Here is a 25,517-nt window from a genome sequence, read left to right as displayed (position 1 = left end):
GTTTGGTCCACGCCAATTTTAACGATCCAATTCGGCGGTGGGACCCACGCTGACACGCGCTCGGAGGGGAAGGCCCGTCAATGAAGACGTACAGCCGCAAGAAGCGCGGGTGGTCAGCCGCGGTCGTCACCGCAGCCCTGGTCGTGGCGGGCACCTCCCCCGTGTTGCCCCCCGACCGAGCGCAGGCGGCGGTGACCCAGCACGACAGCGCTTCGATCGGCTGGGAGGGCGACTACTACGGAGTGCTCACCCACAAGGACGGGAGCTTCGACGTCCACTCAGGACCGAACACGACGGTCAGGTTCGGGATCTACAACAACCCCGGACGTGCCCAGTGGTTCAACGCCGGCGGCTACTACCCTGCCCTGACGACGCAGTTCGAGCGGGACGGCGCCACCGTCAGCATCACGAACTTCGGCGACAAGGTGACGATCGGCGGCCGGGACTTCGTCGCGATCTACTCACGGGTCCGCGTCGTCAACCACGACACGGTCGCCCGCGTGCTGGACCCCGCACCGACCGGCGGAACCCTCGCGCTCACCCGCCCGCCGACCACCGTCCAGCCCGGCCAGACGACCGACTTCGACTACGTGATCGCGGCCGACCGGTTCGGCCAGAGCTACGCCTGGCCCACCGCCGCCGAACTGGTGGCGGCCGGTGGCTACGACGCCCACCACGCCCACATGACGGCCTACTGGGACGGCAAGCTCGCCCAGATCGCGCAGATCCAGGTGCCCGACCCGCAGCTGGCGAACGCCTACCGCGCCGGGTACATCACCACGAACCTCGTCAAGGACGGCAACCGCCTCAACGTCGGCGAGAACGGCTACGACGCCATCTTCAACCACGATCTCGTGGGCATGCTGGTGCAGCTGCTGGAGGCCGGCGACCTGAACCGCGCCAGGGACTACCTGCCGACCCTGATCTCCCAGGACAACCCGAACGACATCACCAGGATGTACCCGGACGGAACCTGGAAGTACAACTGGCCCTGGGCGGTCTACCTCCGCAAGACCGGCGACGCCGCGTTCGTCCGGGACAACTTCGCGACGATCAGGCAGACCGCGCACCGGATCGAGTCCGACGCGACCGGTCCCGGCGGCATCATGAAGGCCACCATCGCGGTGGACCACACCGGCTACTGGACCGTCGACAACCAGTCGGCGTTGCTCGGCCTCCTGACCTACAGGTACATAGCCACCACTCTTGGCGAGACGACCGAGGCGTCGTGGGCCGAGCGGGTCTACAGCACGCTCCTCAACGCGGTCAACACCAAGCTGAACAACACCATCTCCACCAACCGCCTGACCTACCTGCCGTGCGCCATGGACGTCCCCAACAGCAGCGCGAACGTCTGCGGACAGACCAACAACGGCAACTGGGCCTCGATGTTCCTCTTCGGCCGCTGGTCGTGGGACGGCCAGCTCTGGGGCGCCACCCCGGCCGGGCCGATGATCGATCTGATCGACGCCACCTACGACAACGGCTTCGGCCGCCTGTCCGGTCTGCCCAAGCACACCTTCGGCGGCTACCCCGGCGTGAGCAGCGCCTACAACGCGGGCTACGGATCGGCGGGCCTGGCGTCTGCCCGGTACCGCTCCGAGGGGATCTACGGCTACCAGTACCTGATCCAGAACGCCCAGAGCGCTCCTTTCTCGTGGTGGGAAGGAATCCAGACCGTGGGGACCAGCAACTGGTCCCCCGGCACGCACAGCACGGCGGGCAGCGGTTCCAGCCCGCACATGTGGGGACAGGCCAACTCCTCCAAGGTGCTGCTGGACTCGTTGCTCGCCGAGAAGCTCGACGGCGCGGTGATCGCCGGCCGCGGGCTGCCGAACCAGTGGCTGCGCGACGGTGCCACCACGAGCGTGACCAACTACCCCATCGCCGGCAACAGGCGCATGGGCGCGTCGATCACCGCCTCCGGTGCGACCGTGAGCCTCACCCTGACCGGTGCCGCACCTGCGGGCGGTGTGCGGTTCGAGCTGCCCGCGTTCGTCGGCAACATCGCCAGTGCCAGCGCGGGCACCGTCGACAACGCCAAGGGCGTCGTGACGCTGCCGCCGGGCACCAGTTCGGTCACCGTGACCCTCTCCCGGCCGCCGGTGTTCACCGAGAAGGGCGGCCTCGACCTGCAGGGCTACTGCACGTCGATCGGCGCCGTGAACGGTGCCGTCCTCGCGGGGACGACCGCCTACGACTGGCGCTGCGTCACGGGCACCGGTGCTCGGGTGGACGTGAACGTGGACGACGCCTGCCAACGCCAGAACCCGCACGAGCAGGGCGTCTTCTCCCGGTCTTCCGCCATCGCCGATCCGTACAGCTGGAAGTGCCTCGTCTAGTGGTGTGGCACGTGCACTGCTCCGGCCGGATGTAGCAAGTTGTCTTGTTCTGTTGCTTCTTGTTGACAGTGCCTGTTGATGTCCGAGAACCTGTGGCGTCGGGACCCTGCGCGGAGGGACAACGCCATGCCACAGAAGCCAACTCGCCGGGACTTCTTCAAGGTGGCAGGAGTGTTCGCCGGGGCCGGTGCGGTCTCGGCGAACACGCCGGCCCAGGCCTTGGCGGACGAGACGCTGGCGAACTACAGCGGTCACACCACCGACGGCCGCAGCGTCACGGTCACGAGCACGACCGGGCAGCAGGTCAAGATCACCGCGTACGGCGACCACGTCGTCCGGTACCGCGCCGTCCGCAGCGGCGAGCACTTCTTCGCCGACGACCGTTACGAGATGGTCGAGCCGTCCAGCCACGCGTCCATGGGCGGCAGCCTCCAGGTCGTGGACAGCGGCGACCGGCTCACCATCACGACCCCACCCGCTGACGGCGTGAAAGTGGTGCTGTTCAAAGCACCTCTGCGGGTGGAGTTCCGCACCAGGACCGACGACCTGCTCGCCGCCGAGACCGCGGCCAGGAGCCTGACCTGGAGCGGCGGCGTGGTCCGGCAGGCGTTCGGCGCACCGGCCACCGGGGAGCGGTTCGTCAAGGCGGGGCACGGTCTCTACGGCCGGGCGCCCAAGGTCGACCGGACCGGGGACGTCGTCGCGCACAACTACCCGCTGCAGTCCCGCCACGTCGACCAGGCACCGGCGATCGTGCCGATGTACCTCTCCTCGCGCGGCTACGCGATCTTCGTCAACACGACCTTCGACACCACGTTCGACTTCACCGGCTCGTACGGGTTCTCGGCCGACAGCCGCGGTTCGTCCGGTGTCCAGCCTCAGCTCGACTACTTCGTCATCAGGGGACCGGAGTTCGCCCAGCTGCTCGACCGCTACACGCGGCTGACCGGGCGCCCGAGGTTCCCGCGGCTCGGCGTCTTCGGTCTCCAGCTGTCCGACAAGAACTACCCGAGCGTGAGCGACCAGAACTGGTGGACGTCCAGGATCACCGCGCTGCGCGGTGCCGGGTTCCCGCTCGACGTGCAGGTCAACGACAACCGCTGGCGCGCAGGGTCCGGTGAGTGGGCGGGGTCGTGGTTCGAGTTCAGCACGGTGCGCTGGCCTGATCCCGCCGGCTTCAAGCGCTGGGCCGACGAGCACGGCGTGCTCACCACGCTCGACTACAACCGCAACAACTCCAACGAGATGGCGGGCTGGGTCGCGGGTCCGCCGCCCGGCTACAGCTTCCAGCCCGCCGACGTGACGGGCGTCGACCAGCCCGACGCCGTGCCGGACTGGAGCAACCCGGCGGCGCGGGCGTGGGTGTGGAAGGTGTTCTGGTCCAAGGCCTTCGACCCCGCGCTGGGCTACCCCGGCGACGCGCTCTGGATCGACGAACCGGACGAGCTGGGCCCGATCCCGTACAACGCGCTGACCGCCAACGGGCAACGCTGGTCGGAGCTGCGCAACGCCTACTTCCTGTACTGCCAGAAGGGAGTCGCGCAGGGCTGGGACTCCCAGGTCGGCCGGGCGAAGCGGCCGTGGACGTTCACCCGCGGCGCGACGGCGGGCCAGCAGCGGTACGGACACCTGTGGACCGGCGACATCGAGTCGACCTACGGCGAGATGAAGGAGCAGATCCGCGGCATGCTGAACGCGGGACTGGGCGGGTTCCCGTACGCCAACATCGACGCGGGCGGCTTCTTCGGCGGGGTGATCTCCAGCGGCCTCTACCGGAACTGGGTGGCCGCCTGGGCAAGTCTCTCGCCCGTGTGGCGTCCGCACTCCAACGGTGACACGGCGGCGCTGGGCCCGGCCGGGTCGCGCTGGCCGATCGACCAGGGTTCGGTGGAGCAGGCCGACTTCCTGAAGTACAGCCGTTTGCGTTACTCGCTCATGCCGTACGTCTACACGATCGCGCACACCGCCCACGCGACCGGCGTGCCGATGGCGCGCGCGATGGTGGTGGACCACCAGAACAACACGATGGCGTACTCGCACGACCTGCAGTACATGTGGGGACCGTCGATCATCGTCATGCCGGTGACCACCGACGTGGACGGCGAGGTGCAGAAGGTCTGGCTGCCCGCCGGCGAGACCTGGTACGACTTCTGGACCGACGCGAAGAGCGCGGGCTCGGACACCGCCGAGAAGAACTGCGTCACCCGCACCGGCGAGATCCTGATGTTCGTGAAGGCCGGCAGCGTGCTGCCGAGGTACAAGTACGCCCAGAGCACGGCGTTCCTGGACAAGTCGCAGCTCGAGCTCGACGTCTACACGGGCAAGAACGGCTCGTTCGCGCTGTACGAGGACGACGGCACGACGGAGGACTTCCGTTCGAATGCCGCGGCCACCACCCAGATCGGTTTCGCGGACGCGGCTTTGCGGGTGACGGTCAACCATCCCGCGGGTACTTACAGCGGGGCCCCCACGGCACGGCGTTACGTCGTGCGAGTCCATGGCCTCTCTGCACCGGTGGGCATGCGCGTGAACGGTGGTGCGACGCTGCCCGCGTTCACCGGCGAGACGGCGGCCGTCCTCAACGGCTCCGGTCAGGCATGGGACTCGGCGAAGAAGGTCCTGACCGTGGTGACGCCGCTGATCTCCGTGGCGGCCAACGGTGTCGCGGCGACGGTCGAGCCGAGTGGCGGCGCTTTCCCAGCCGCTTCTGCGCGGGTGGTGCACGAGGACACCCTCCGCGGCGGCGCGGTTCTCGCCACCCAGCACCCCGGCTACACCGGCACCGGTTACGTCGACTACGTCAACGCCTCCGACGACTTCGCCGAGTGGACCGTCTCCGCACCGGCCGCGGGCATCCGGACGCTGAGCTTCCGCTACGCCAACGGCGGCACGACCGACCGGCCGTTGCGGATCTCCGTCAACGGCGTGGTCGTCGCGGCCGGCCTGTCCTTCCCGCCCACCGGCGACTGGCGGACGTGGCGGACCGTCGGCGTGAGCGCGGCGCTGCCGGCCGGGCAGGTGCGGGTGCGGGCGACGGCGATCGGTTCGAGCGGCGGCAACGTGGACTGCCTGATCGTGGACTGACCAAGGCTTCCCCGCGGCTGCTCAAGCTCCTACCAGCGCGCCAAAAGTGATGTCACTTCACCGGCCAGCGCGATAATGGCGGGGTGTCACTACCAGACGTGGAACGACGCATCGCGGAACTCGACGAGATCCTGCGCCCGATCGCGAAACGCCCGGTCGACGTGAACAATCCGAACTGGGCGGCCGAACTCGCCAACCGGATCCCGCCGGCCCAGGAGGCCGGGGTCGGCGGCGAGGCCGAAGCGGCCCTGGCGGATCTGCTCGGCCACTACGAGCGGGGCGACGAACCAACCCGTGTCGCCGTGCGCGCGATCTTCGACCGCTACACGTCGTTCCGATGGGCGGCGACGCTGCCCTTCGACGAGACCGCGCTGCAGAGCTACAGGTCACGGCTGGTCAAGGTCTCGGCCACAGATCAGGGGACCGATACCCGTGACGTGCTCCTGGGGTTGTGGGACCTGGCTGACCGGGCACGTGCCGCAGGCATCGACATCGTCCCCACCCTTGTCGAGGTGGCCGCGATGTCCAGCGACGCGGACCGCTACGGCATGGGCTCGACCCGCAAGATCCTACTGGACCTGATCGAACGAGCGAGGTTGTGAGCGACGGGGGTAATGGCCTCAGCTGAACGACCTCGCGTCAACGAGCACCGCGTGAAGTGGAACTCCACCGCCGGCTGCCGTTCCAGTGCTTCCCACACGAGACGCTGCGCACGCTGAAGACCGTCCTGGCGAGAAGTCCACTGGTCGTGCGGCAGGGCACCGAGGTGGTCGTGACGTCCAACCACGTCCAGGTTCACGGACCCGGTCAGATACTCGCCGACACGCCGCGTATTGGCCGAAGACGCCGATCTGCGTGCGCAATCTCCGGTTGCCCGCGACGGTCGCCATGCCGCCGTCAGGAGCAACAGCGTCATGAAGACAAATAATGGCAACGGCCCGGACCACGTGGATTGCCTCATGCGCAATGAACTACGGGTTCCGGTGATCGGTCTATCAGTTTCACGAACGGTAATTCGTGATGGCAGCAGACGGGTGAATCTTCTCGACAGCGATTCTGGCGGTCTTGGACAGTTCCATTGTGCGAGGTTCCCTGCAGCCACTCACCACATGCATTTCGTTCCCACCACGCACAGCGAACGGAATGCCCGAAAGGAACACCCCATGCACGACGACGATGAGCCGGTAGGCCGCGTACTCGGCCGACGGCAGGCGCTGATCCTGCTCGGCGCCGCAGGCGCGACGCTCACGGTCGCGGAATCTCCCGTGGCAGGCGCCACCCGAACCGCCGGCGGCCCCGAGGTCTGCGCACCGGCGCTGAACTGCGTGGTCAAGCCGGAGCAGATGGAAGGTCCTTACTTCGTCGACAGGATGCTCAACCGGTCCGACATTCGAACCGACCCGTCCACCGGTCGGCCGTCGCCCGGAACGGCGCTGACGCTCAACTTCACCGTCCAGTCGGTCCGCCCAGGACAGTGCACTCCCCTGCCCAACGCCGTAGTGGACATCTGGCAGTGCGACGCGCTCGGGCTCTACTCGGACATCCCGTCACAGGGAAGTTCCGGTCGCCGTTTCCTGCGCGGCTACCAGAACACCAATTCGGATGGAAAGGCTCAGTTCATCACCATCCTGCCCGGCTGGTACACCGGCAGGACCATCCACATCCACATCAAGATCCGCACGACCGGCACCAACGGCCGTCCGTACGAGTTCACGTCTCAGCTGTACTTCACAACCACATTCGGCGCGGCCTATCTCCGGACCCAGCCGTACGCGCGCAAAGGCCCCGCGGACACCACCAACGACAGGGACTCCATCTACCTGCGAGGTGGTGCTCAGATGCTGCTGAACCCGACCAGCACCGGGGCCGGCTACAGCGCGGACTTCGCGATCGGTCTCGACCTGTCCAACGTCCAGGTCGGCCGCCCCGACTGATCGGGACGTTCGCTCAGTGCACTCGGCGCCGCTGCGGCGTCGAGTGCAGCTGAAGTCAATTCGAAGACTCGTTCTGCGTGAACTGTGGCCACGAGACTGCGCTGACCTGCGGAAACGAGACACTTGCAGGTTGGCGCGGTTCCTAAAGGACCTGATCCGTACATTGGGGCGATGCTGTGCTGCATGAGCTCCATGTGGCTGGTGGTGATCGCCGTCGGAGTCGTGCTGGCGTTGTTGAGTGCGCCGGTACTCGGTCGACGTCGACTGGGTGGGAAGGCTCGTGGCATTCGTCAGCGGACACCCGCCACCCCTGAGGCCACAATGAAGCGTTCTCCAAATGAGCGGCCTTCATCTCCGCCGAGGCGCGACGACCGGCGCTCTGTACGCGACGACGACGAGCAATGGCAAGGACTCGAGCAAGCGGCACTTGCTGGACTCGCAGCAACTGACCCGCGGACAGTGGAGCGAGCTCAAGTCCGCTGTCTACTCACGGTCTGAGGGAAAAGTCGTAATCGACCTTTCTCCGCTCGATGATCCTCCTTTCAACACGAACACCTGACCGGCTGCCCCTCCATCCCAGCAACGCTCTGTCGTCGGCACGAGCGGACGAGAGAGGGCGGTGGTAGTCGCGCATGATGGTTGGTCACGAGGTTCATAGGAGGCCCTCGGAACGCTCGCCCACTCGGCCAGCAGGTTCTCGCGGGTCTCCACGTCGATCCGGACCGACGCCTGGTCGTGCGTGACCTGTCCGCATTCCAGCACACCGGCCGGCCACGCGGCGTGGCCGCAGATCGACGACCCGAATGCGTGATGATCGTGGCGACGCGGAACGCAGCGGTTCACCGCGGCGGTCGAACACCCTCCGCCGGTCGGGCGCGGCCGAAGTCCGTGGCGAACCACTCAGCGATCGACGTCTCGGGGAACTCACGCGGCGGGTACGAGCCGGGCACGCGTTCGATGGCGGTGATCCGGTCGAGCCGGAACAGGCGCCAGTCCTCTCGCCCCTGGTCGAACCCGATGAGGTACGTGTGTGCGTCGCGCAGCACCAGCCGATACGGGTCGACCAGGCGATCGGACGCGCGGCCGGACTGGTCGCGGTAGGCGAACCGGATCCGGCCGCGTTCGCCGATGGCTTCCGCCACCGCGCCCAGCGTGGCGGCGGCGACCGGTGCCACGCCGTCGGCGAACACCTCGGTGGCCTGGTCGGTTGCCCGCACGCGGCGGGCCAGCCGGGCCGGCAGCACTCGGGCGAGTTTGCCCAGTGCCTGGCTCGCCACGTCGACGTCGCCGAGGTGGGCCTGCACGAGGCGCAGCCCGGTGATCACCGCGGTGATCTCCTCCTCGTCGAAGAGCAGCGGCGGGATCGACGAGCCGGCGGCCAGCCGGTACGTGCCGCCGGGGCCTGGACGCGTCTCGATCCGATAGCCGAGGGCTCGCAGTCGTTCGGCATCCCGGCGCACGGTCCGGGCGCTGACGCCGAGCCTCCCGGCGAGCGATGCGCCGGTGTGGTCCGCGCCGGACTGCAACAGCGACAGCAGCCGCAGCGCTCGCGAAGCCGGGTTCCTGACCACGAATCCAGGGTGCCAGAAGATGCGGACACTTGATGACCGCATCTTTCACTAGCGTCACCGGTATGCGCATTGCTGTCACGACTCCAACCGGCAACGTCGGCCGCCACGTCGTACCGATGCTGGTCCGCGCCGGCGTCCGTCCGCTCGTCCTGGCTCGCGACCCCGAACGCCTCGACGCCTCGCTGCGGTCCGCGATCGACGTCGCCACCGTCGATCAGCGCGACGCCGATGCCGTTGCGGCCGCCACGAAGGACGTCGACGCGTTGTTCTGGGTGGACCCGACGACGGGGAGCGGCGATCCGCTGCACGACTACGACCTGGCAACGGCCGCGGTGGCCCGTGCGGTCCGCGAGAACGACATCGCACGCACGGTGTTCCAGAGCAGCGTGGGCGCGGAGAAGCGGCACGGCGCAGGCGAGATCGACGGCCTGGCAGGGACCGAGGAAGCGTTGGACGCGCTCGGTGCCTCGGTCACGCACCTGCGCTGCGGGTTCTTCTACTCCAACCTGCTGCTGCAACTCGAAGCGATCCGTGCCGGGGAAATCCCGGTGATCCTGCCGACGGACCTGCCGATGAGCTGGGTCGCGCCGCGCGACATCGCGGAGGTCGCTGCGACACGACTGCTGAACGCCGAGTGGTCGGGCCGCCACGTGCAGGCCGTGCACGGTCCGACGGACCTCAGTTGGGCACAAGCGGCCGCGATCGTGTCGGAGGCGGTCGGTCGCGAGGTGCGGGTGCGGCGGATCAGTGACGACTCGATGCGTCAACTGCTCCTCGACACCGGTATGACGGAGAAGTCGGTGGAATCGGTGCTGGGGATGTCCACCGGGCTGCGCGAGGACTTCGTGCCGGAGCAGGAACGCTCCGTCCAGTCGACGACGGCGACCACCTTGGCCGCATGGGCCCACGAGACCTTGCGGCCACTGGTTTCCTGAACACCGCGGAACATCCGTGTCCGAGGTCGCCGCCGCGGCAGCGACCTCGGATCCCACTGCAGCACCGCGCGGCCCGCTGCACGTCACCAGCGATGTGCACCTGGCGCCCGTTCGGACGATTTAGGCTGTCGCGCATGACTTCCGTGCTGCAGAACGTGGCGATCGACTGCGCGAACGCCTACGAACTGGCCCTGTTCTGGAGCAGGGTGACCGGTCGCCCGATGCACCCGGACGACAAGCCGGGCGACCACGAGACCGAGGTCCTGATGGCCGAGGGTCCGGTCCTGTTCTTCAACCAGGTACCCGAACCCAAGACCGTCAAGAACCGCCTGCACCTCTGCCTTCGCCCGGACACCACGCGCGACGAGGAGGTCGAGCGGTTGCTGACACTCGGTGCGTCCTTCGTGGGCGACCACCGCAACCCAGACGGGACCGGCTGGGCAATCCTGGCCGATCCCGAGGGCAACGAGTTCTGCGTGCTGCGCAGCGCGTCCGAACGCGCCTAAGCGTTCACCTCGGGAAGCGACACCGCTTCCGTCACGGACGACCGCACGCCCAGCACGCTGATGAGTTCCAGCGCGCGCAACGGTCGGAGCACCGCCGCCGTGTTCGCGACGACCACGAGTTCGCTGCCCCGGTCCAGGCAGTGGTCCTGGTGGTCGAGCAGCAGCCCGATGCCCTGGGCACCGAGGAACCTCACGGCGGTCAGATCGGCCACGACGGGGGCGGGCGGGGTGACCGACCTGACCGCGTCGTCGAGGCATTCGGCAAGGTCAGGGGCTGTGGAATGGTCGATCTCGCCGGCGATGTGCACGAGAACGGCGGCGCCCACGCTTTCGCGGGTGGTGCGGAAGGGGACTTGACCGTCAGTGAGCACTAGGCATCCTCCAGTGCTGACGGCGCGATCGGCCGTCAGAAGGGCTGGCTGCTCAACCCGGGACGACGGTAGCGCAGTGCCCGTGTGGGCGCGGTGCGACGGTGGCGCCGACGAAGTGCAGGTTCCCTCGGATGGCTCGCGGAAAGCGCGCGTAGCATGCATTGTCGTGACCGGTTTCTTCCACGAGACCGCCTTCTACGGCTCCGACGACGACTTCCTCGCCCATGCCGTCCCGTTCCTGGAGGACGGACTGCGGGCCGGTGAGTCGTTGGTCGTGGCGTGCTCGGAGTGGAACAACGGTCTGCTGCGCGGCGCTCTGGGCGAGACTGCCGTGCTGTACAGGTCGGGTGAGGAGCAGTACTCACGGCCGTCCGACTCCATCGCGAACTTCCGGGCGCTCTTCCGCGAGCACACCGAGGACGGCGCACGGCAGATGCGCGTGCTCGGCGACGTTCCCCATCCCGGTGTGGGCGCGTGCTGGGACTGGTGGGCGCGGTACGAGGCCGCGGTGAACCAGGCGTACGCCGAGTTCCCGGTCTGGGGACTGTGCCCGTACGACACCAGGACGACTCCCGCCGAGGTGCTGGCCGACGTGGTGCGCACGCACCCGAACGTCGCGACGGCCCCCGGCACGCACGAGGTCAACCCCGGCTACCGCGAGGGCCTGGCTGCCTCACCGCAGGTCCCGGACGTGCTCGAACGAGGCGTTCCGGTCATCGAGCTCGTCGACCCGACGGCCGGAGCGGTGCGCGAGGCGGTCGGCGCGGCGATCGGCGGGATGAGCCTGTCCGAGGACGACGCGCACGACGTCGTCTACGCGGCCAGCGAGGTCGTCACGAACGGACTGACGCACGGTGTCGCGCCTGTCAGGTTCCGGCTGTGGGCCGACGGCGCGCGGGTGCTGGTGGCGGTGAGCGACCGCGGGCACGGACCGTCCGATCCGCTGGCCGGTCTGGTGCCGACCACGGAGACGCTGTCCGCCGGGCTCGGGCTGTGGATCCTGCACCGCACGTGCGACTACGTGTCCATGGGTCGCGAGGTCGACGGGTTCACCGTGCGGGTGAGCGTCGGAGGCCAGACGTAGGGCAGGTCGCCCGCGCAGATGTCAAGGCCGTACCGCACGAGCGCTTCCTCGTACCCCGCCCACATCTTCACGGCGGGGTGATGGCGCCAGCCGTAGCCGGGCACCACCAGCCCGCGCTGGACCTGGATGGTCTCGACCCGTTGCTTGCCGAGTCGTCTCCGGTCCAGCACTCTGCATGACTCAGAGCACGTACTTCGCGGCCTCGGCCGCTCGCGCCTTGTCGACGTGCACCTCGTAGCGGCGTGCCTGAAGGGTCATGACGCTCGCGAAGTCACGACGGCCGCGCGTACTCCAGTGCGCCACGAACCCGAAGACCGCGCCCCAGAACGCACCGACCGCGAGGCTGATGAACACGAACCACGCCCAGGTCTGGCCCGCCGTGAACAGCCCGAACAGCAGGCCGATGAACACACCGAACCAGGCACCGCTGGCCGCGCCCGCCACCGCGGCGCGGCCCCGCGTCATGCGGCCCGTCACCTGTTCGACCGTCCGGACACCGTCGCCGATGATCCGCACGCTCTCCACCGGGAAGCCGTCGTCCGACATCCTGTCGACGAGCTTCTGGGCTCCGAGGTAGTCCGGGAAGCTGGCCAGCAGCGACGACTCGGTCTGGGCTACTTCTTCGTGCTTGATGTCCACTTCGTCCGGCTACCCGCGATCACGCAGCGCAAACAGAAAACGATCAGGTGCCGCGTCCCGTCTTCTCCTGCAGCCGGTCGATCAGCTGGGACGCTTCGACCTTCGTCAGCTCGGCCGGCACCTCCTCGCCCGCTTCCTGGGCGAGGGTGCTCAGGTACGACTCCTGCGGACCGGTCATCGGCTCGTCACCGGTCGTCCAGTCCTGCGGGTCCTTCTCCGGCGTGCGGTTCACATCCGTCCCCTTTCACTCGAACGCCCGTTCGAGATACCCGGGGTGACGGCGGATCAATCATCGACCCAGAACGACGTCTCCCGGAGTGGACGGTCCGGGCACGACCATCGGCGGCCGCGCGCGGGACAGCAGGCGGTGGGCGACGGTCAGCAGCATCCGCGCCTCCATCCGCTCGCGGTAGCGCAGGTGCTCGTCGGCGGCCGTGACGCATCCCAGGACCTGCGGCGACACGACGGCGCCCGTGTCCGTGCACGCCGCCAGCGCCTCCTTGAGGCCTCTTCGCGCGCCATCCCCCTCGACGTTCGCCAGCGCGGTGCAGACGGCGTTGTCGAGCTTCTGCATCGCGGTCGTGCGCAGGTGCTGCAACGAGGTGTCGTCGAGTTCGGTGGTCACGGTCATCCGCCGCCTTCACAGCCGAGTGGGAGTTCAGCGCCGACTGCTTGACGCATTCGGGCCCGAGTACCCGGCCCGAGCCGCGTCAAACCGGGGCTTCACCCGGCACCGCTACCGTGGCGGGATGCGTGCGACCTGGCGCGACAAGAACGCGCGACAGTGGATCTCCGAACTGTCCGGCCGGATCGGGATGACCGGGTGGGCGGCGCTCGCCGTGACACCGGCGCTCGCGGCCGAGGTGGACCAGCACGCCGCGGCGGTGCGCGACATCCTGCTGCTCGGCGTCGAGGGCGTTGGCACCGTGGGTGCGGTCGTGCTCCTGGCGGCGTACGGGCGCGGTCTGCTGGAGGACGTGGCGGACAGCGACTGGACGCCGGCGTCGTGGCTCGGCGTCCGGCTCATGGCCGTCTGTCAGCTGGCGCACGTGCACGACGTGAAGCCGCTGACCGACGACGTGCACGCGCTGCCGAAGCTCGCATGAGAACGAGGCGCACCCCGCGGGATGCGCCTCGTCGTGAATCAGGGGTTCAGCGCTCTTCGGGCCTGCGCGTGCCGAGCACCGGGTCGTCCGCCGGCACCTGCGGCCCGGTCGGCGCCTGGTTCGCCACCGGCACCGGCGCGGTCACCGGTTCCTGAACGGTCATCGGCTCTTGGGCGACGGGCTCGGTGGACCGAACCGCGTCCTCGCGACCGCGCTGGTAGGCCTGCGCCTGAGCCTGGGCCTGCGGCAGCTCCTGCTCCGCGCGCCCCAGCCAGCCCTCCCACCGCTGCTGCATCGGCCTGATCAGGCCACCGCCCACACCGACGACGAGGATGCCGCCGACCGTCGCGAGCACCGCGATCAGCACCGGCGTGGTCACCGTGGTGGCGACACCGATCTGGTTGAGCGCGGCGATGATGCCCAACGCCCAGATGAAGACCGACGCGATGTTGGCGAGCACCCTGCCGTAGGACAGACCGCCGAGCGCACCGCCGATGAAGTCCTTCACTGCGCTGGCGACCGCGCCGGCCACGACGACGATGATGATCGCGACCGCGGCCTTCGGCAGCCACGCCACGATGCCGGTGAGCAGCTCGGAGACGGGGTTCGGGCCCCACACGCCGAACGCGATCTGCAGCGTGATCAGCAGCAGCGCGTAGTAGACGAGCTTGGCGAGCAGGTCGGAGGCGTCGTACTTGCTGCGGGCGAGCGCCTGGCGAAGGCCGCCGCGCTCGACGAGCCGGTCGAAGCCGACCCGTTCGAGCACCTTGTCGACCAGCTTGGCCACCGCCTTCGCGACGAACCAGCCGATCAGGAGGATCAGCAGGAACGCCGCGAGCTTGGGAACGAACGTGGCGACCGCCCGCCAGGCGTCGGTCAGCCCTTGTCCGAAGTCCATGTCGAGCTCCCTTCTCAGGGCGCCCGGCCGGGTCACCCGATCAGGCAGTACCCGATCGAGGACTCTTTACACGGACTTCACGACACCTGGCGCAGCTCGCGGTCGCAGGCGGCCAGGTGCTCCCACGTCCTGCCGCGCTGACTGGGCGGCGCGGAGCCGTCCGCCGTGCAGATCGGGTACACCAGTCCGAAGGGAACCGGCTGATCGAACTCGTCTCCGGTGTGGACGTCGACCAGACGACGCACGTGTGCCATCACGACCACTCCTTCGCGTGAACCGCGGGGACCAAGGGTTTGGGAACATCGAATACCCCGTGAGCTGCGAGAACATGCGTGCCGCCGTTGCGACATAAGAGTGAAACCGTCTGTCCTCAGTGGACTAACGCGCCGTGACCGTCAGCGTGAAGCTCCCGTCGTGCGGCACGGTGAGGATCTGCATCGTGCGGCCGGGGTAGGTGATCGACGACGCCGTCCGCAGCTGCGGCTCCAGGTCCCGCGCCCAGTCGAACCGGATCACGGTCCTCCCGCGAGTGAGCGTCAGGCCACGGGAATCCAGCGCGACGGTGTCGGAATCCCTTACCACCAAGGGAATCTGCTCGGTCGCCGCTGACTGGGCGCGCACCGAGCGCACGATCCGGTCGCCGACCGCCACCTCGGTCACGACCGAGCCGGACGCCGTGCGGTAGCGGAACCGGTAAGGCTCGCCGCCGGGGAACTCCGCCTGCTGCGGCCCGTTGGAGTCCACGACCTGGCCGGGGAACACGGTGCCCCAGCACGCGTGGTTGTTGTTGTTCACCGACTGCACCAGCGTGCCCGCGACGGGGTGCCACAGGAACGTCAAACCGGTGCGCGCCAACGAGGTCGCGCGCCGCGTGCCGAAGTAGCCGCCGACGTACCACTTCGGCCGGCGCACGAACAGGAAGTCCTGGCCCTGATCACTGCGCCGCTCGGTGAAGTGCGCGCGCCGGTACGGCAGCCGCGCGATCGCCGCCGTCCGTTCGGCACGGCTGGGATAGCGCTCGCCGTAGATCGCGTGCGCGAGGATCCGCGGTGAGGTGTCCGGCTTGACCAACGCGGGCACCGGCGCCGTGGAAGCCGCCCACGCCGCACGTGCGGCGGCCAGGTCCTCGCGACTGGACACGAACGCGGCTAGGTCCGGCACCTCGGAGACGAACTGGGCGTTGAGCGCGGTCCGTTCGGGATCGGGACGCACGTCGGCGTAGAACCTGGAGGACGTGCGCGAGTTCGTGGCGATGTTCGCGAACCAGCCGGAGCCGTCCGGTTCGCGCAGCAGGTTGTAGCCGAGCCAGTCGGTGTACTTCCGCGTCATCGCGACGAGGTTCGGGTCACCGGACTGCCGCCACGCGTCCGCGAGCTCCGGCAGCATCACCTCGAAGTTGTAGTTGGTGTCCGCGCCGGACTCCTCGTGGAAGAACCCGGCGGGACTCTGGCCGGTCCTGGCCAGGCGCGCGAACGCCTCGGTCAACTGCCGGCCGAGCTGCGCGTCGGGGTCCTGCTTCAACGCGAGCGCGGCGCCGGCGAGCCCGGACGTCGTCTGGTTGGCCCAGGTGAGCGGCGACTGCCAGACCACGCCGTTGGAGCCGTCGAGGAACCACGTCATGGCCCTGTGCAGCGCGGCGCTGATCTGCGCCTGCCGCGACGGCAGTGTTCCCGCACGCCTGAGCAGCGCGTTCGTCTTGCTCAGGTAGCCCATGGCGAACCCCGTCGCGGCGAGCGAGTGCTGGTCGCGCGAGTACTCGGGCCACGAGCCGTCGGCGTGCTGAAGCCCCAGGTAGTGGCCGAGTCCGGCATCGAGCGCCGCGACCACCTGGGCGTTGCCGCGGTACGGGTTCCACGTCCGGGACTGGGTCGCGAACCAGGCCAGCGTGTAGACGTGCTCCTGGACGCGGGCGTTGTACGGGACGTTGGGGCTGCGCCACCAGCCACCGCCGAAGAAGCCGGTCGAGTCCATGTCGGTGACCATCGGCGAGACGGCCGTCAGGTACGACGCGAACCGCTGCTCGCCGGGTGCGAAGGCGCGGCGGTTCGGGACGACCGGCGGGGGCGCGGGCAGGGCGAGCGCCCTGGTGGGCAGAGCGGCGAGCAGTCCGACCGCGGTCGCACCGGTGATCAGGCTGCGACGGCTGAATGCGTTCACGGGCCTACCTCCTTGGCGGAGCACCCTCGCTCCCCGTGCGGCGGCCCGTCAAGATGCTAATTCGAATTATTACAGGGTTGACGGCGATGCGGGTGCTGACGCAGACTCCGTGCCAATTCGAATTGGCAGGTGGTCATGGCCAAGAGGCTCACCCAGCAGGACATCGCCAGGATGGCGGGCGTCAGCCAGGCCACGGTGTCGCTGGTGCTCAACAACCGGACCGACGGCGGCGTGCGGATCGCGCCGGACACCCGTGCGCGGGTGCTGGAGGTCATCCGCAGGACGGGCTACGTCGCGAACCCGATCGCCCGCAGGCTGCACGACCAGCGCAACCGCATCCTCGGCGTCTTCACCTACGAGGCCGTCTTCCCGAGCACGCGCGCCGACTTCTACCAGCCGTTCCTCGAAGGCATCGAGGAGCAGGCCGAGGAGGTGGGCTGCGACCTGTTGCTGTTCACCAGCGCCAAGGCCGCGGGTGGCAAGCGGCGGATCTTCAGCGACGACAGCAGGATCCGGCTGGCGGACGGCTGCCTGCTGCTCGGTCGTTCCATCGACCGCGACGACCTGGCCCAGCTCATCAGCGAGGGCATCCCGTTCGTCTCGATCGGCCGGCGCGACGACGCGGGCGGACCGGTGCCGCACGTCGGCGCCGACTACGTCTCGGCGGTGCGGAACCTGGTGGACCGCGCGGTCGCACTGGGCCACCGCAAGCTCGCCTACGCAGGCGCCGGGACGGGCGCCGAGTCGTCGGCCGACAGGTTGCGCGGCTTCAAGCAAGCGGTTGCGGCACAAGGAGTCGCAGGAACGCACGTGCCGTTCGCCGAGCTCGACCGGCTGATGGACGCGGGCGTCACGGCCGTGCTCGCCGAGGAGGTCTCCGACGGTGCCGCGCTCGTGCTCGCCGCCCGCGAGCGCGGCCTGTCGGTCCCCGGCGACCTGTCCGTGCTGATGCTCGGCGCGGCGACCCGGCCGGCGCCGGACGACGTGGCGCTCACCGGTTTCCGCATCCCCCGCCGCGAGATGGGGCGGCGGGCGGTGCAGGCGCTGACCGAGGTGCTGGAACACGGCACCACCCCGCGGGAGCTGCTCGCCTGCGAGTTCGTCGAAGGCACCACCCTGGGCGCGCCCCGCCGTTGATCTGGAGGAACCTGTTGTCGCACAACACAGATGTCGTCGTGGTGGGCGGCGGGCTCGGCGGAGTCGCCGCGGCGCTCGCCCTGCTGCGCGCCGGTCGGCGGGTCGTGCTCACCGAGGAGTTCGAGTGGCTTGGCGGGCAGCTCACCAGCCAGGCCGTGCCGCCGGACGAGCACAGCTGGGTCGAGCGCTTCGGCGTCACCGCCAGCTACCGGGCGTTGCGCGAGGGCATCCGCGACTACTACCGCCGCAACTACCCGCTCACCCCGCGGGCGCGGGCGTGGCGCGAGCTCAACCCCGGCGCCGGCAACGTCAGCCGCCTCTGCCACGAGCCCCGCGTCGCCGTGGCTGTGATCGACGAGATGCTCGCGCCCTACCGCGGCAGCGGAAAACTCACGGTCCTGCAACCGGCCAGGCCCGTCTCGGCGCGCACCGACGGCGACCGGATCGTGTCGGTGACGGTCGAGCACAACGGGTCCGAGGTCGAACTGGCCGCGCCGTACGTCCTCGACGCGACCGAGACCGGTGAGTTGCTCCCGTTGTCCGGCGCCGAGTACGTGACCGGCTTCGAGTCCACACTGGACACAGGTGAGCCCAGTGCGCCCGAGGTGGCCCAACCGGCGAACATGCAGGCGATGTCGGTGTGCTTCGCGATCGACCACGTCGACGGCGACCACACCGTCGACAAGCCAGCGCGCTACGACTTCTGGCGGAACTACCAGCCGGACTACTGGGGCGACCGGATGCTGTCGTTCCGCTCCCCCGACCCGCGCACGCTCTCCATCGCCGAACGCACCTTCACCCCGAACCCGGACGACGACCCGTTGAGCGTCCTGTCCGACCAGCGGCTGAGCGCGGGCGACAGCAACCTCTGGACGTTCCGCCGCATCGCCGCCCGCCGCAACTTCGTCGAGGGCGCCTACGAGAGCGACATCTGCCTGGTCAACTGGCCGATGATCGACTACTTCGAGTCGCCGGTGATCGACGTCCCTGACGTCGAGAAGCACATCGCTGCGGCAAGGGAGCTGTCGAAGTCGGTCCTGTACTGGTTGCAGACCGAGGCACCACGCGTGGACGGCGGCACGGGCTTTCCCGGACTGCGACTGCGCGGTGACGTCACCGGCAGCGCGGACGGGCTGGCCCAGGCGCCGTACATCCGCGAGTCACGGCGGATGCGGACCGAGTACACGATCGTCGAGCAGGACCTCTCGCTCGCCGTGCGCGGCGACAAGGGCGCCGTGCAGCACGCCGACGCCGTGGGTGTCGGCATGTACCGCATCGACCTGCACCCCTCGACCGGCGGCGACAACTACCTCGACGTCGCGAGCTGCCCGTTCGAGATCCCGCTCGGCGCGCTCATCCCCCAGCGCGTCGAGAACCTGCTCCCCGCGGGCAAGAACATCGGCACCACCCACATCACCAACGGTTCCCACCGGCTGCACCCGGTCGAGTGGAACGTCGGCGAGGTCGCGGGCGCGCTCGCGGACTTCTGCCTGGCGCACCGAGTCACCCCTCGCGCGGTGCGCAACACCCCCGCCCTGCTCGCGGACTTCCAGCACCGGCTGGACCGCGACGGGGTCGAGCTCCGCTGGCCGGACGTGTCCGGTTACTAGGCCCATGGAGACAACGATGTCCAGGCTTCTAGCGTTGATCTGCACAGCTCTCATCGCCCTCACGGCGTGTTCGGGCTCGTCCGCCCAGTCCGGTCCCAAGACGCTGCGCATGACGGTGTGGACCGCGAACGAGGCGCATCTCAAGCTGCTCAACGAGATCGCGTCCGAGTACAAGGCCTCGCACCCGGACGTCACCGAGATCAAGTTCGACTCGATCCCGGCCGACGGCTACACCACCACGCTCACCACCCAGATCGCCGGCGGCAACGCGCCCGACCTGGCGTGGATCCTGGAGGAGTCGGCGCCGGACTTCGTGTCGTCCGGCGCTCTCGCCCCGATCAAGGCCAAGGTCGAGAAGGCCGACGAGCTCGTGCCGTCCGCGACCAAGCTGTGGGAGAAGGACGGCGAGCTGTACGCCTACCCGTTCTCCACCTCGCCGTTCGGGCTGTTCGTCAACACCGACCTGGTGAAGGACCTGCCCACGACCTGGGAGCAGGCCGTGGCGGCGTCGGCGGGCAAGAACCTCGTGCTGCCGGACTTCAAGTACCAGAACTGGGCCGTGCTGTCGGCGATCTGGCGCGGCTGGGGCGCCAACGCGTGGAGCGAGGACGGCAAGCAGTGCGGCTTCGCGAGCGCGGAGATGAAGGACGCCATGACGTTCGTCCACAAGGCGATCTTCACGGACAAGGCGATTCCCGGCCCCGGCACGACGGTCGACTTCTTCGCGGGTGACGCGGCCATGGCCGTCAGCCAGATCTCGCGGGCGGGTGCGTTGAAGGACGCCAAGTTCGGCTGGACGCTGCTGCCGCTGCCCAAGGGCCCCAAGGGTGACTACGCGGTGATCGGCCAGGCCGGCGTCGGTGTGCTGAAGCGCTCGAAGAACGCCGAGGCCGCCGCGGACTTCCTGGGCTTCTTCACCAACGCGGCCAACTCCGCGAAGCTCGCCCAGTTCTTCCCGCCGGTCCGGCAGTCGCTGCTCAACGCCGACACGCTGGCCAAGAGCAACCCGCTGATCAAGCCGGAGCAGCTGCAGTCGGTCGTGATCGACGGCATCAGCAAGGGCGTGGTGAAGCCGAGCCACCAGGGCCAGGAGGAGCTGAACCAGACCATCCGCGCGGCGCTCGACCCGTTGTGGAAGCCCGACGCGAACGTCTCGCAGGTGCTCGACGGCGTGTGCGCGAAGATCAAGCCGTTGCTGGAGCGCTCGTGACGTTCTGGACGTATCGCAGGCGCGACAACCTGGTCGGGTACCTGTTCGTCGCGCCTGCTCTGCTCGGCAGCCTCGCGTTCGTGCTGATCCCTCTCGCGATGGTGGGCTGGTACAGCCTCAACGAGTGGAACGTGCTCGGCGGCACGTTCGAGTTCATCGGCGGCGAGAACTACAAGCAGCTGCTCAGCGACGAGAAGCTGCGCGACTCGCTCGTCGCCACGGCCTGGTTCGCCGCCGGGCTGGTGGTGCTGAACCTGTCGCTGGCGCTGCTGCTCGCCGTGCTGCTCAACCAGAAGCTGCGCGGCACCACGTTGTTCCGCACGCTGTTCTTCTCCCCCGTGCTGGTGTCGCTGGTGGCGTGGACGCTGGTGTGGCAGCTCATGCTGCAACCCGAAGGCAGCGTGAACGGGTTGCTCGGTGTGTTCGGCGTCGACGGCCCGAACTGGCTGCGCGGCGAGACGACCGCGATGGTGTCGGTGATCGTCGTGCAGGTGATCAAGAACGTCGGGCTGAACATGGTGCTGTTCCTCGCGGCGCTGCAAGGGGTTCCGGCACCGCTGTACGAGGCGGCGAAGATCGACGGCGCGGGCGCGTGGACCCGGTTCCGGCGGATCACGATCCCGTTGATCAGCCCGACGATCCTGCTCACGTCGATCATCACGATCGTCGGCTCGCTGCAGGTGTTCGCGCAGATCGCCGTGCTCACCCAGGGCGGTCCGGGCACGTCCACGACCGTGTTGATCTACTACCTGTACCAGCAGGCGTTCCAGTTCCACCACTTCGGCTACGGCGCGACGATCTCGGTGCTGCTGTTCGTCATCGTCGCCGCGCTGACGTTGCTGCAGTGGCGGATGCGCCGGAAGTGGGTGCTCCATGAGTCGTAAGGTCTGGCTGTACGGCCTGTTGTGCCTGCTGTGCGTGCCGTTCGTGTTCCCGACGTGGTGGATGGTCACCTCGTCGATGAAGCCGATCAGCGAGATCTTCTCCGAGTCGCTGCTGCCGTCCGAGTGGACGTTCTCCACGTACGAGACGGTGTTCAAGATGCAGCCGTTCGGGCAGCAGTACTGGAACAGCCTCTACATCGCGGTGGTCGTCACGATCGGCACGATGGCCGTCGCGGCGCTCGCCGGCTACGCGTTCGCGCGCATCCGCTTCCCCGGCCAGAACGTGCTGTTCGTGGTGGTGCTGACCGGCCTGCTCATCCCGAGCGAGGTCACGATCGTGCCGTTGTTCCAGATGTTCCAGTCGATGGGGCTGACGAACACGCACTGGCCGTTGATCATCGTGCCGATCTTCGGGGCGCCCTGTGTGCTGGCGATCTTCATCATGCGCCAGTTCTTCATCGCGTTGCCGCCGGAGCTGGAGGAGGCCGCGCGGATGGACGGTCTGGGACGTGCGGGCATCTTCTACCGGATCGCCCTGCCGCTCTCCCGGCCTGCGTTGGGCGCGGTCGCGATCTTCACGTTCCTGCACTCGTGGAACCTCTACCTGGAGCCGATCGTGTACCTGTCCACTCCGGACATGTTCACGCTGCCGCAGGCGTTGACCCAGTTCGTCGACATCTACGGCGGTCCGATGTGGAACGTCCAGCTGGCGGCCGCGACCATGACGGCCGTGCCGATCCTCATCGTGTTCGTGGTGGCGCAACGGCAGTTCATCGAGGGCCTGGCGCACACGGGTGTGAAGGGGTGACCGATCCCGAGATCGCGGCGGCGGTGGACCTCTCCAGGCCACCGCTGACCGCGTCCGGGATCCCGGCCAGGCGCGCTGCGGGGCGGGTCGTCACCGACGCCGAACTGACTCGTGGCGGCACGGTGACGTTCGCCGAGGAGGACGCGGACGGGGTGCCGGTGCTCGTGCTGCGTCCGGTCGGCACTTCGGGTCCGCCCGTGCTGCACGTGCACGGCGGCGGGATGGTCGCGGGCACCCGGCGCTCCGACCTGCACTTGCTGGCCGAGTGGGTGTCCGAGTTGGGCGTCACGCTGGTCTCCCCCGAGTACCGGCTGGCGCCCGAGCACCCGCACCCGGTACCGGTGCAGGACTGCTACCGGGCCCTGGAGTGGGTGCGACGGATCTTCGGCTCACCGGTCGTCGCGGGCACGTCCGCGGGTGGCGGGCTGGCGGCGGCGGTGACGCTGATGGCCCGCGACCTCGGTGGACCGTCCGTGCGCGGACAGCTGCTGATGTGCCCGATGCTCGACGACCGGTGCGAGACGCCGTCCAGCCACCAGTTCCTCAGCGGCACGACCTGGGTGCGGTCGTCGAACCTCACCGGCTGGACGGCGCTGCTCGGGGACGAACGCGGCGGTCCGGACGTGTCCCCGTACGCCGCTCCGGCTCGCGTTGCTGACCTGTCCGGCCTGCCTCCCACCTACGTGGACGTCGGCTCGGTGGACGTGTTCCGCGACGAGGCCGTCGAGTACGCGTCCCGGATCTGGCAGGCCGGCGGAGATGCCGAACTGCACGTCTGGCCCGGCGGCTGTCACGGGTTCGACCAGCTCGTTCCGGACGCCGTGCTGTCGCGGCGTGCCAGGTCGGCGCGAATCGAATGGCTGCGTCGAGTACTGCGTTAGGCCCTATCGCGGCTCAAGCGTCATTCGATCAGCGCGCGGGATCCTCGTGCGATGGGCCGTGATCGCAAAGCACAACCAGGACCTGACACGTTCGCCGCCGACAGCCACGACGTGATCGAGGTGCGCGGGGCGCGGGAGAACAACCTGCGAAACGTCTCGCTGGACATCCCCAAGCGCCGCCTCACCGTGTTCACCGGTGTGTCCGGCTCCGGGAAGTCGTCACTCGTGTTCGGCACCATCGCCGCCGAGTCGCAGCGGCTCATCAACGAGACCTACACCGCGTTCCTGCAGGCCATGATGCCGAACCTGGGCCGGCCGGACGTCGACGAGTTGCGCAACCTCAGCGCCGCCATCATCGTCGACCAGGAGCGGATGGGGTCGAACTCGCGGTCGACCGTCGGCACCGCGACCGACGCGTACACGATGCTGCGGATCGTGTTCAGCCGTCTCGGCAAGCCGCACATCGGCACGTCGGCGGCGTTCAGCTTCAACTCGACCGAGGGCATGTGCCCCGAGTGCGAGGGAATGGGCAGCGCCCGCGGCCTCGACATGAACGAGATGTACGACGTCGAGAAGTCCCTCAACGAGGGCGCCATCACGATCCCGAACTTCCACCCTCGCTCGCAGTACTGGCAGACCTACAACATGTCGGAGTTCTTCGACATGGACAAGAAGCTCAAGAACTTCACCAAGAAGGAGTGGGAGACCTTCCTCCACGCTCCGGCGGAGATGCTCAAGCGGGACAAGTTCAACTTCAAGTACGAGGGCCTGCTCGTCAAGTTCCAGCGGATCTACGCGGGCAAGGAGCGCGACACCGTCCAGCCGCACGTGCGGGCGTGGATGGACCGCGCGATGACGTTCACGACCTGCAACTCCTGCGAGGGCACCAGGCTCAACAAGGCCGCGCTCGACTGCAAGATCAAGGGCAAGAACATCGCCCAGCTGTGCTCGATGCAGATCAGCGACCTGGCCGAGTTCCTGCGCAAGGTCACGAACTCCGAGGTCGCGCCGCTGCTGTCGAACCTGCTCGGCACCCTCGACTCGCTCGTCGAGATCGGCCTCGGCTACCTCAGCCTCGACCGCGAGTCCGGCACGTTGTCGGGTGGCGAGGCGCAGCGCGTGAAGATGGTGCGGCACCTGGGTTCCGCGCTCTCCGACGTCACCTACGTGTTCGACGAGCCCACCACCGGCCTGCACCCGCACGACATCGAGCGCATGAACAACCTGCTGCTCATGTTGCGGGACAAGGGCAACACCGTGCTCGTCGTCGAGCACAAGCCGGAGGCCATCGCGATCGCCGACCACGTCGTCGACCTCGGGCCCGGCGCGGGCGTCAACGGCGGCGAGCTCTGCTACACCGGTGACCTGGCGGGCCTGCGCAAGTCCGGCACGCTCACCGGCGACCACCTCGACCACAAGGTGGGCCTGCGCGACCAGGTCCGTTCGCCCAAGGGCAAGATCAGCGTCAAGGGCGCCAAGCTGCACAACCTCAAGAACGTCAGCGTGGACGTGCCGCTCGGCGTGCTCACCGTCGTCACGGGTGTCGCCGGCTCCGGCAAGTCGTCGCTGATCCACGGTTCTCTGGGGTCGCTGCCCGAGGTCGTCAAGGTCGACCAGTCCCCCATCCGCGGCTCGAAGCGCTCGAACCCCGCCACCTACACCGGCATGCTCGACTCGATCCGCAAGTCGTTCGCCAAGGCCAACAACGTCAAGGACTCGCTGTTCAGCGCGAACTCCGACGGCGCCTGCCCGAACTGCAAGGGCATCGGCCTGATCTACACCGACCTGGCCATGATGGCCGGCGTCGCGACGGTCTGCGAGGAGTGCGACGGCAAGCGCTACACGCCGAAGGTGCTGGGATACAAGCTCAACGGCAAGAACATCGCCGAGGTGCTCGCCATGCCCATCGCCGAGGCCGCGGAGTTCTTCACCGATGGCCCGACGCGCGCGATCCTGGGCAGGCTCGTCGACGTCGGTCTCGGCTACCTCGGGCTCGGACAGCCCCTGAACACGCTGTCCGGCGGTGAGCGCCAGCGGCTCAAGCTCGCGATCAACATGACCGACAAGGGCTCGGTCTACGTGCTCGACGAGCCGACCACGGGCCTGCACCTCGCGGACGTCGACCAGCTCCTCGGGCTGCTGGACCGGTTGGTGGACAACGGGAACACCGTCGTCGTCATCGAGCACCACCAGGCCGTGATGGCCCACGCCGACTGGATCATCGACATGGGCCCCGGCGCCGGGTCGGACGGCGGCAAGGTGGTGTTCACGGGCACGCCGCACGACCTGATCGCGTCGAGCGACACGCTGACCGCGCAGCACCTGAAGACGTACGTGAAGGACTGAGGCAGGGAACGCGG

At 68.5% G+C, this 25,517-nt stretch carries 23 protein-coding genes and 1 pseudogene; 15 read left to right on the top strand and 9 right to left on the bottom strand.

Annotation, left to right across the window (positions count from 1 at the left end; translation table 11 throughout):
- The first annotated feature begins 80 nt into the window (after positions 1-80).
- From ACFWN2_RS11410 to ACFWN2_RS11395, 4 genes are all read left to right on the top strand, one after another.
- Positions 81-2,342, top strand: a complete 2,262-nt coding sequence (locus ACFWN2_RS11410; protein WP_382426737.1) for a hypothetical protein — start codon at positions 81-83, stop codon at positions 2,340-2,342.
- Positions 2,343-2,468: 126 nt separating this feature from the next.
- Positions 2,469-5,426: a TIM-barrel domain-containing protein gene (locus tag ACFWN2_RS11405; protein WP_382426735.1), complete on the top strand. Its 2,958-nt coding sequence runs from the start codon at positions 2,469-2,471 to the stop codon at positions 5,424-5,426.
- Positions 5,427-5,524: 98 nt separating this feature from the next.
- Positions 5,525-6,028: a hypothetical protein gene (locus ACFWN2_RS11400; RefSeq protein WP_382426734.1), complete on the top strand. Its 504-nt coding sequence runs from the start codon at positions 5,525-5,527 to the stop codon at positions 6,026-6,028.
- A 561-nt stretch (positions 6,029-6,589) separates the two neighbouring features.
- Complete coding sequence (locus ACFWN2_RS11395) at positions 6,590-7,360, top strand: twin-arginine translocation pathway signal protein (RefSeq protein ID WP_382426732.1); 771 nt, start codon at positions 6,590-6,592, stop codon at positions 7,358-7,360.
- 839 nt (positions 7,361-8,199) lie between these two features.
- On the opposite strand, the gene ACFWN2_RS11390 is transcribed toward ACFWN2_RS11395, so the two are convergent.
- Positions 8,200-8,931, bottom strand: coding sequence for a helix-turn-helix transcriptional regulator (locus ACFWN2_RS11390; RefSeq protein ID WP_382426731.1), 732 nt, complete (start codon positions 8,929-8,931; stop codon positions 8,200-8,202).
- Positions 8,932-8,993: 62 nt separating this feature from the next.
- Between ACFWN2_RS11390 and ACFWN2_RS11385 the strand changes: the two genes are divergently transcribed.
- Together ACFWN2_RS11385 and ACFWN2_RS11380 are read left to right on the top strand one after the other, a co-directional pair.
- Positions 8,994-9,866: an NAD(P)H-binding protein gene (locus tag ACFWN2_RS11385; RefSeq protein ID WP_382426730.1), complete on the top strand. Its 873-nt coding sequence runs from the start codon at positions 8,994-8,996 to the stop codon at positions 9,864-9,866.
- A gap of 134 nt (positions 9,867-10,000) precedes the next feature.
- Positions 10,001-10,372 carry a VOC family protein gene (locus tag ACFWN2_RS11380; protein ID WP_382426728.1) on the top strand — a complete coding sequence of 124 codons (372 nt, stop codon included), beginning with the start codon at positions 10,001-10,003 and terminating at the stop codon, positions 10,370-10,372.
- Here the strand turns inward: ACFWN2_RS11380 and ACFWN2_RS11375 are convergent.
- Positions 10,369-10,905: an STAS domain-containing protein gene (locus ACFWN2_RS11375; RefSeq protein ID WP_382426727.1), complete on the bottom strand. Its 537-nt coding sequence runs from the start codon at positions 10,903-10,905 to the stop codon at positions 10,369-10,371. The two genes, ACFWN2_RS11380 and ACFWN2_RS11375, sit on opposite strands and share 4 nt — an antisense overlap.
- A 4-nt stretch (positions 10,906-10,909) precedes the next feature.
- Between ACFWN2_RS11375 and ACFWN2_RS11370 the strand changes: the two genes are divergently transcribed.
- On the top strand, positions 10,910-11,827 hold the full coding sequence (locus tag ACFWN2_RS11370) for an anti-sigma factor RsbA family regulatory protein (RefSeq protein ID WP_382426725.1): 918 nt from the start codon (positions 10,910-10,912) through the stop codon (positions 11,825-11,827).
- Between the two features lie 14 nt (positions 11,828-11,841).
- On the opposite strand, the pseudogene ACFWN2_RS11365 reads toward ACFWN2_RS11370, so the two are convergent.
- From ACFWN2_RS11365 to ACFWN2_RS11350, 4 genes and pseudogenes are all read right to left on the bottom strand, one after another.
- Positions 11,842-11,997: pseudogene (locus tag ACFWN2_RS11365) on the bottom strand (pyrimidine dimer DNA glycosylase/endonuclease V); the annotation flags it as partial.
- A 10-nt stretch (positions 11,998-12,007) separates the two neighbouring features.
- Complete coding sequence (locus ACFWN2_RS11360; protein WP_382426724.1) at positions 12,008-12,466, bottom strand: general stress protein; 459 nt, start codon at positions 12,464-12,466, stop codon at positions 12,008-12,010.
- Positions 12,467-12,509: 43 nt separating this feature from the next.
- A complete protein-coding gene (locus ACFWN2_RS11355; RefSeq protein ID WP_089921306.1) occupies positions 12,510-12,698 on the bottom strand; it encodes a DUF3072 domain-containing protein in 189 nt (62 codons plus the stop codon).
- Between the two features lie 57 nt (positions 12,699-12,755).
- Positions 12,756-13,097 carry a hypothetical protein gene (locus tag ACFWN2_RS11350; RefSeq protein WP_382426722.1) on the bottom strand — a complete coding sequence of 114 codons (342 nt, stop codon included), beginning with the start codon at positions 13,095-13,097 and terminating at the stop codon, positions 12,756-12,758.
- Between the two features lie 118 nt (positions 13,098-13,215).
- Between ACFWN2_RS11350 and ACFWN2_RS11345 the strand changes: the two genes are divergently transcribed.
- Positions 13,216-13,572: a DUF6401 family natural product biosynthesis protein gene (locus ACFWN2_RS11345; protein ID WP_382426721.1), complete on the top strand. Its 357-nt coding sequence runs from the start codon at positions 13,216-13,218 to the stop codon at positions 13,570-13,572.
- Between the two features lie 46 nt (positions 13,573-13,618).
- Here the strand turns inward: ACFWN2_RS11345 and ACFWN2_RS11340 are convergent, their stop codons facing one another.
- The 3 genes from ACFWN2_RS11340 to ACFWN2_RS11330 all read right to left on the bottom strand — a co-directional run bounded on the left by ACFWN2_RS11340 (position 13,619) and on the right by ACFWN2_RS11330 (position 16,627).
- Positions 13,619-14,470: a hypothetical protein gene (locus ACFWN2_RS11340; protein WP_382426719.1), complete on the bottom strand. Its 852-nt coding sequence runs from the start codon at positions 14,468-14,470 to the stop codon at positions 13,619-13,621.
- A gap of 77 nt (positions 14,471-14,547) precedes the next feature.
- Positions 14,548-14,727 carry a hypothetical protein gene (locus ACFWN2_RS11335; protein WP_382427457.1) on the bottom strand — a complete coding sequence of 60 codons (180 nt, stop codon included), beginning with the start codon at positions 14,725-14,727 and terminating at the stop codon, positions 14,548-14,550.
- Positions 14,728-14,848: 121 nt separating this feature from the next.
- Positions 14,849-16,627 carry a hypothetical protein gene (locus ACFWN2_RS11330; RefSeq protein ID WP_382426718.1) on the bottom strand — a complete coding sequence of 593 codons (1,779 nt, stop codon included), beginning with the start codon at positions 16,625-16,627 and terminating at the stop codon, positions 14,849-14,851.
- 135 nt (positions 16,628-16,762) lie between these two features.
- Here ACFWN2_RS11330 and ACFWN2_RS11325 point away from each other — a divergent pair, with 135 nt between their 5' ends.
- From ACFWN2_RS11325 to ACFWN2_RS11295, 7 genes are read left to right on the top strand one after another with little or no spacing between them, the layout of a single operon-like run.
- Positions 16,763-17,764: a LacI family DNA-binding transcriptional regulator gene (locus ACFWN2_RS11325; RefSeq protein ID WP_382426717.1), complete on the top strand. Its 1,002-nt coding sequence runs from the start codon at positions 16,763-16,765 to the stop codon at positions 17,762-17,764.
- Between the two features lie 14 nt (positions 17,765-17,778).
- A complete protein-coding gene (locus ACFWN2_RS11320) occupies positions 17,779-19,374 on the top strand; it encodes an FAD-dependent oxidoreductase (RefSeq protein ID WP_382426716.1) in 1,596 nt (531 codons plus the stop codon).
- A gap of 16 nt (positions 19,375-19,390) precedes the next feature.
- Complete coding sequence (locus ACFWN2_RS11315) at positions 19,391-20,584, top strand: ABC transporter substrate-binding protein (RefSeq protein ID WP_382426714.1); 1,194 nt, start codon at positions 19,391-19,393, stop codon at positions 20,582-20,584.
- Positions 20,581-21,468, top strand: a complete 888-nt coding sequence (locus ACFWN2_RS11310; RefSeq protein ID WP_382426713.1) for a carbohydrate ABC transporter permease — start codon at positions 20,581-20,583, stop codon at positions 21,466-21,468. The genes ACFWN2_RS11315 and ACFWN2_RS11310 overlap by 4 nt, the downstream gene beginning before the upstream one ends.
- Positions 21,458-22,276 (top strand): carbohydrate ABC transporter permease, encoded by an 819-nt coding sequence (locus ACFWN2_RS11305; protein WP_382426712.1) that lies wholly within the window; start codon positions 21,458-21,460, stop codon positions 22,274-22,276. The genes ACFWN2_RS11310 and ACFWN2_RS11305 overlap by 11 nt, the downstream gene beginning before the upstream one ends.
- Positions 22,273-23,157, top strand: a complete 885-nt coding sequence (locus ACFWN2_RS11300; RefSeq protein ID WP_382426711.1) for an alpha/beta hydrolase — start codon at positions 22,273-22,275, stop codon at positions 23,155-23,157. Before ACFWN2_RS11305 ends, ACFWN2_RS11300 begins: the two co-directional genes overlap by 4 nt.
- A gap of 51 nt (positions 23,158-23,208) precedes the next feature.
- Positions 23,209-25,503, top strand: coding sequence for an ATP-binding cassette domain-containing protein (locus ACFWN2_RS11295; protein ID WP_382426710.1), 2,295 nt, complete (start codon positions 23,209-23,211; stop codon positions 25,501-25,503).
- Positions 25,504-25,517: the final 14 nt, after the last annotated feature.

Source organism: Lentzea sp. NPDC058436 (assembly GCF_042721515.1).
GTDB lineage: Bacteria > Actinomycetota > Actinomycetes > Mycobacteriales > Pseudonocardiaceae > Lentzea.
This window is presented reverse-complemented; position numbering and strand designations above follow the sequence as displayed.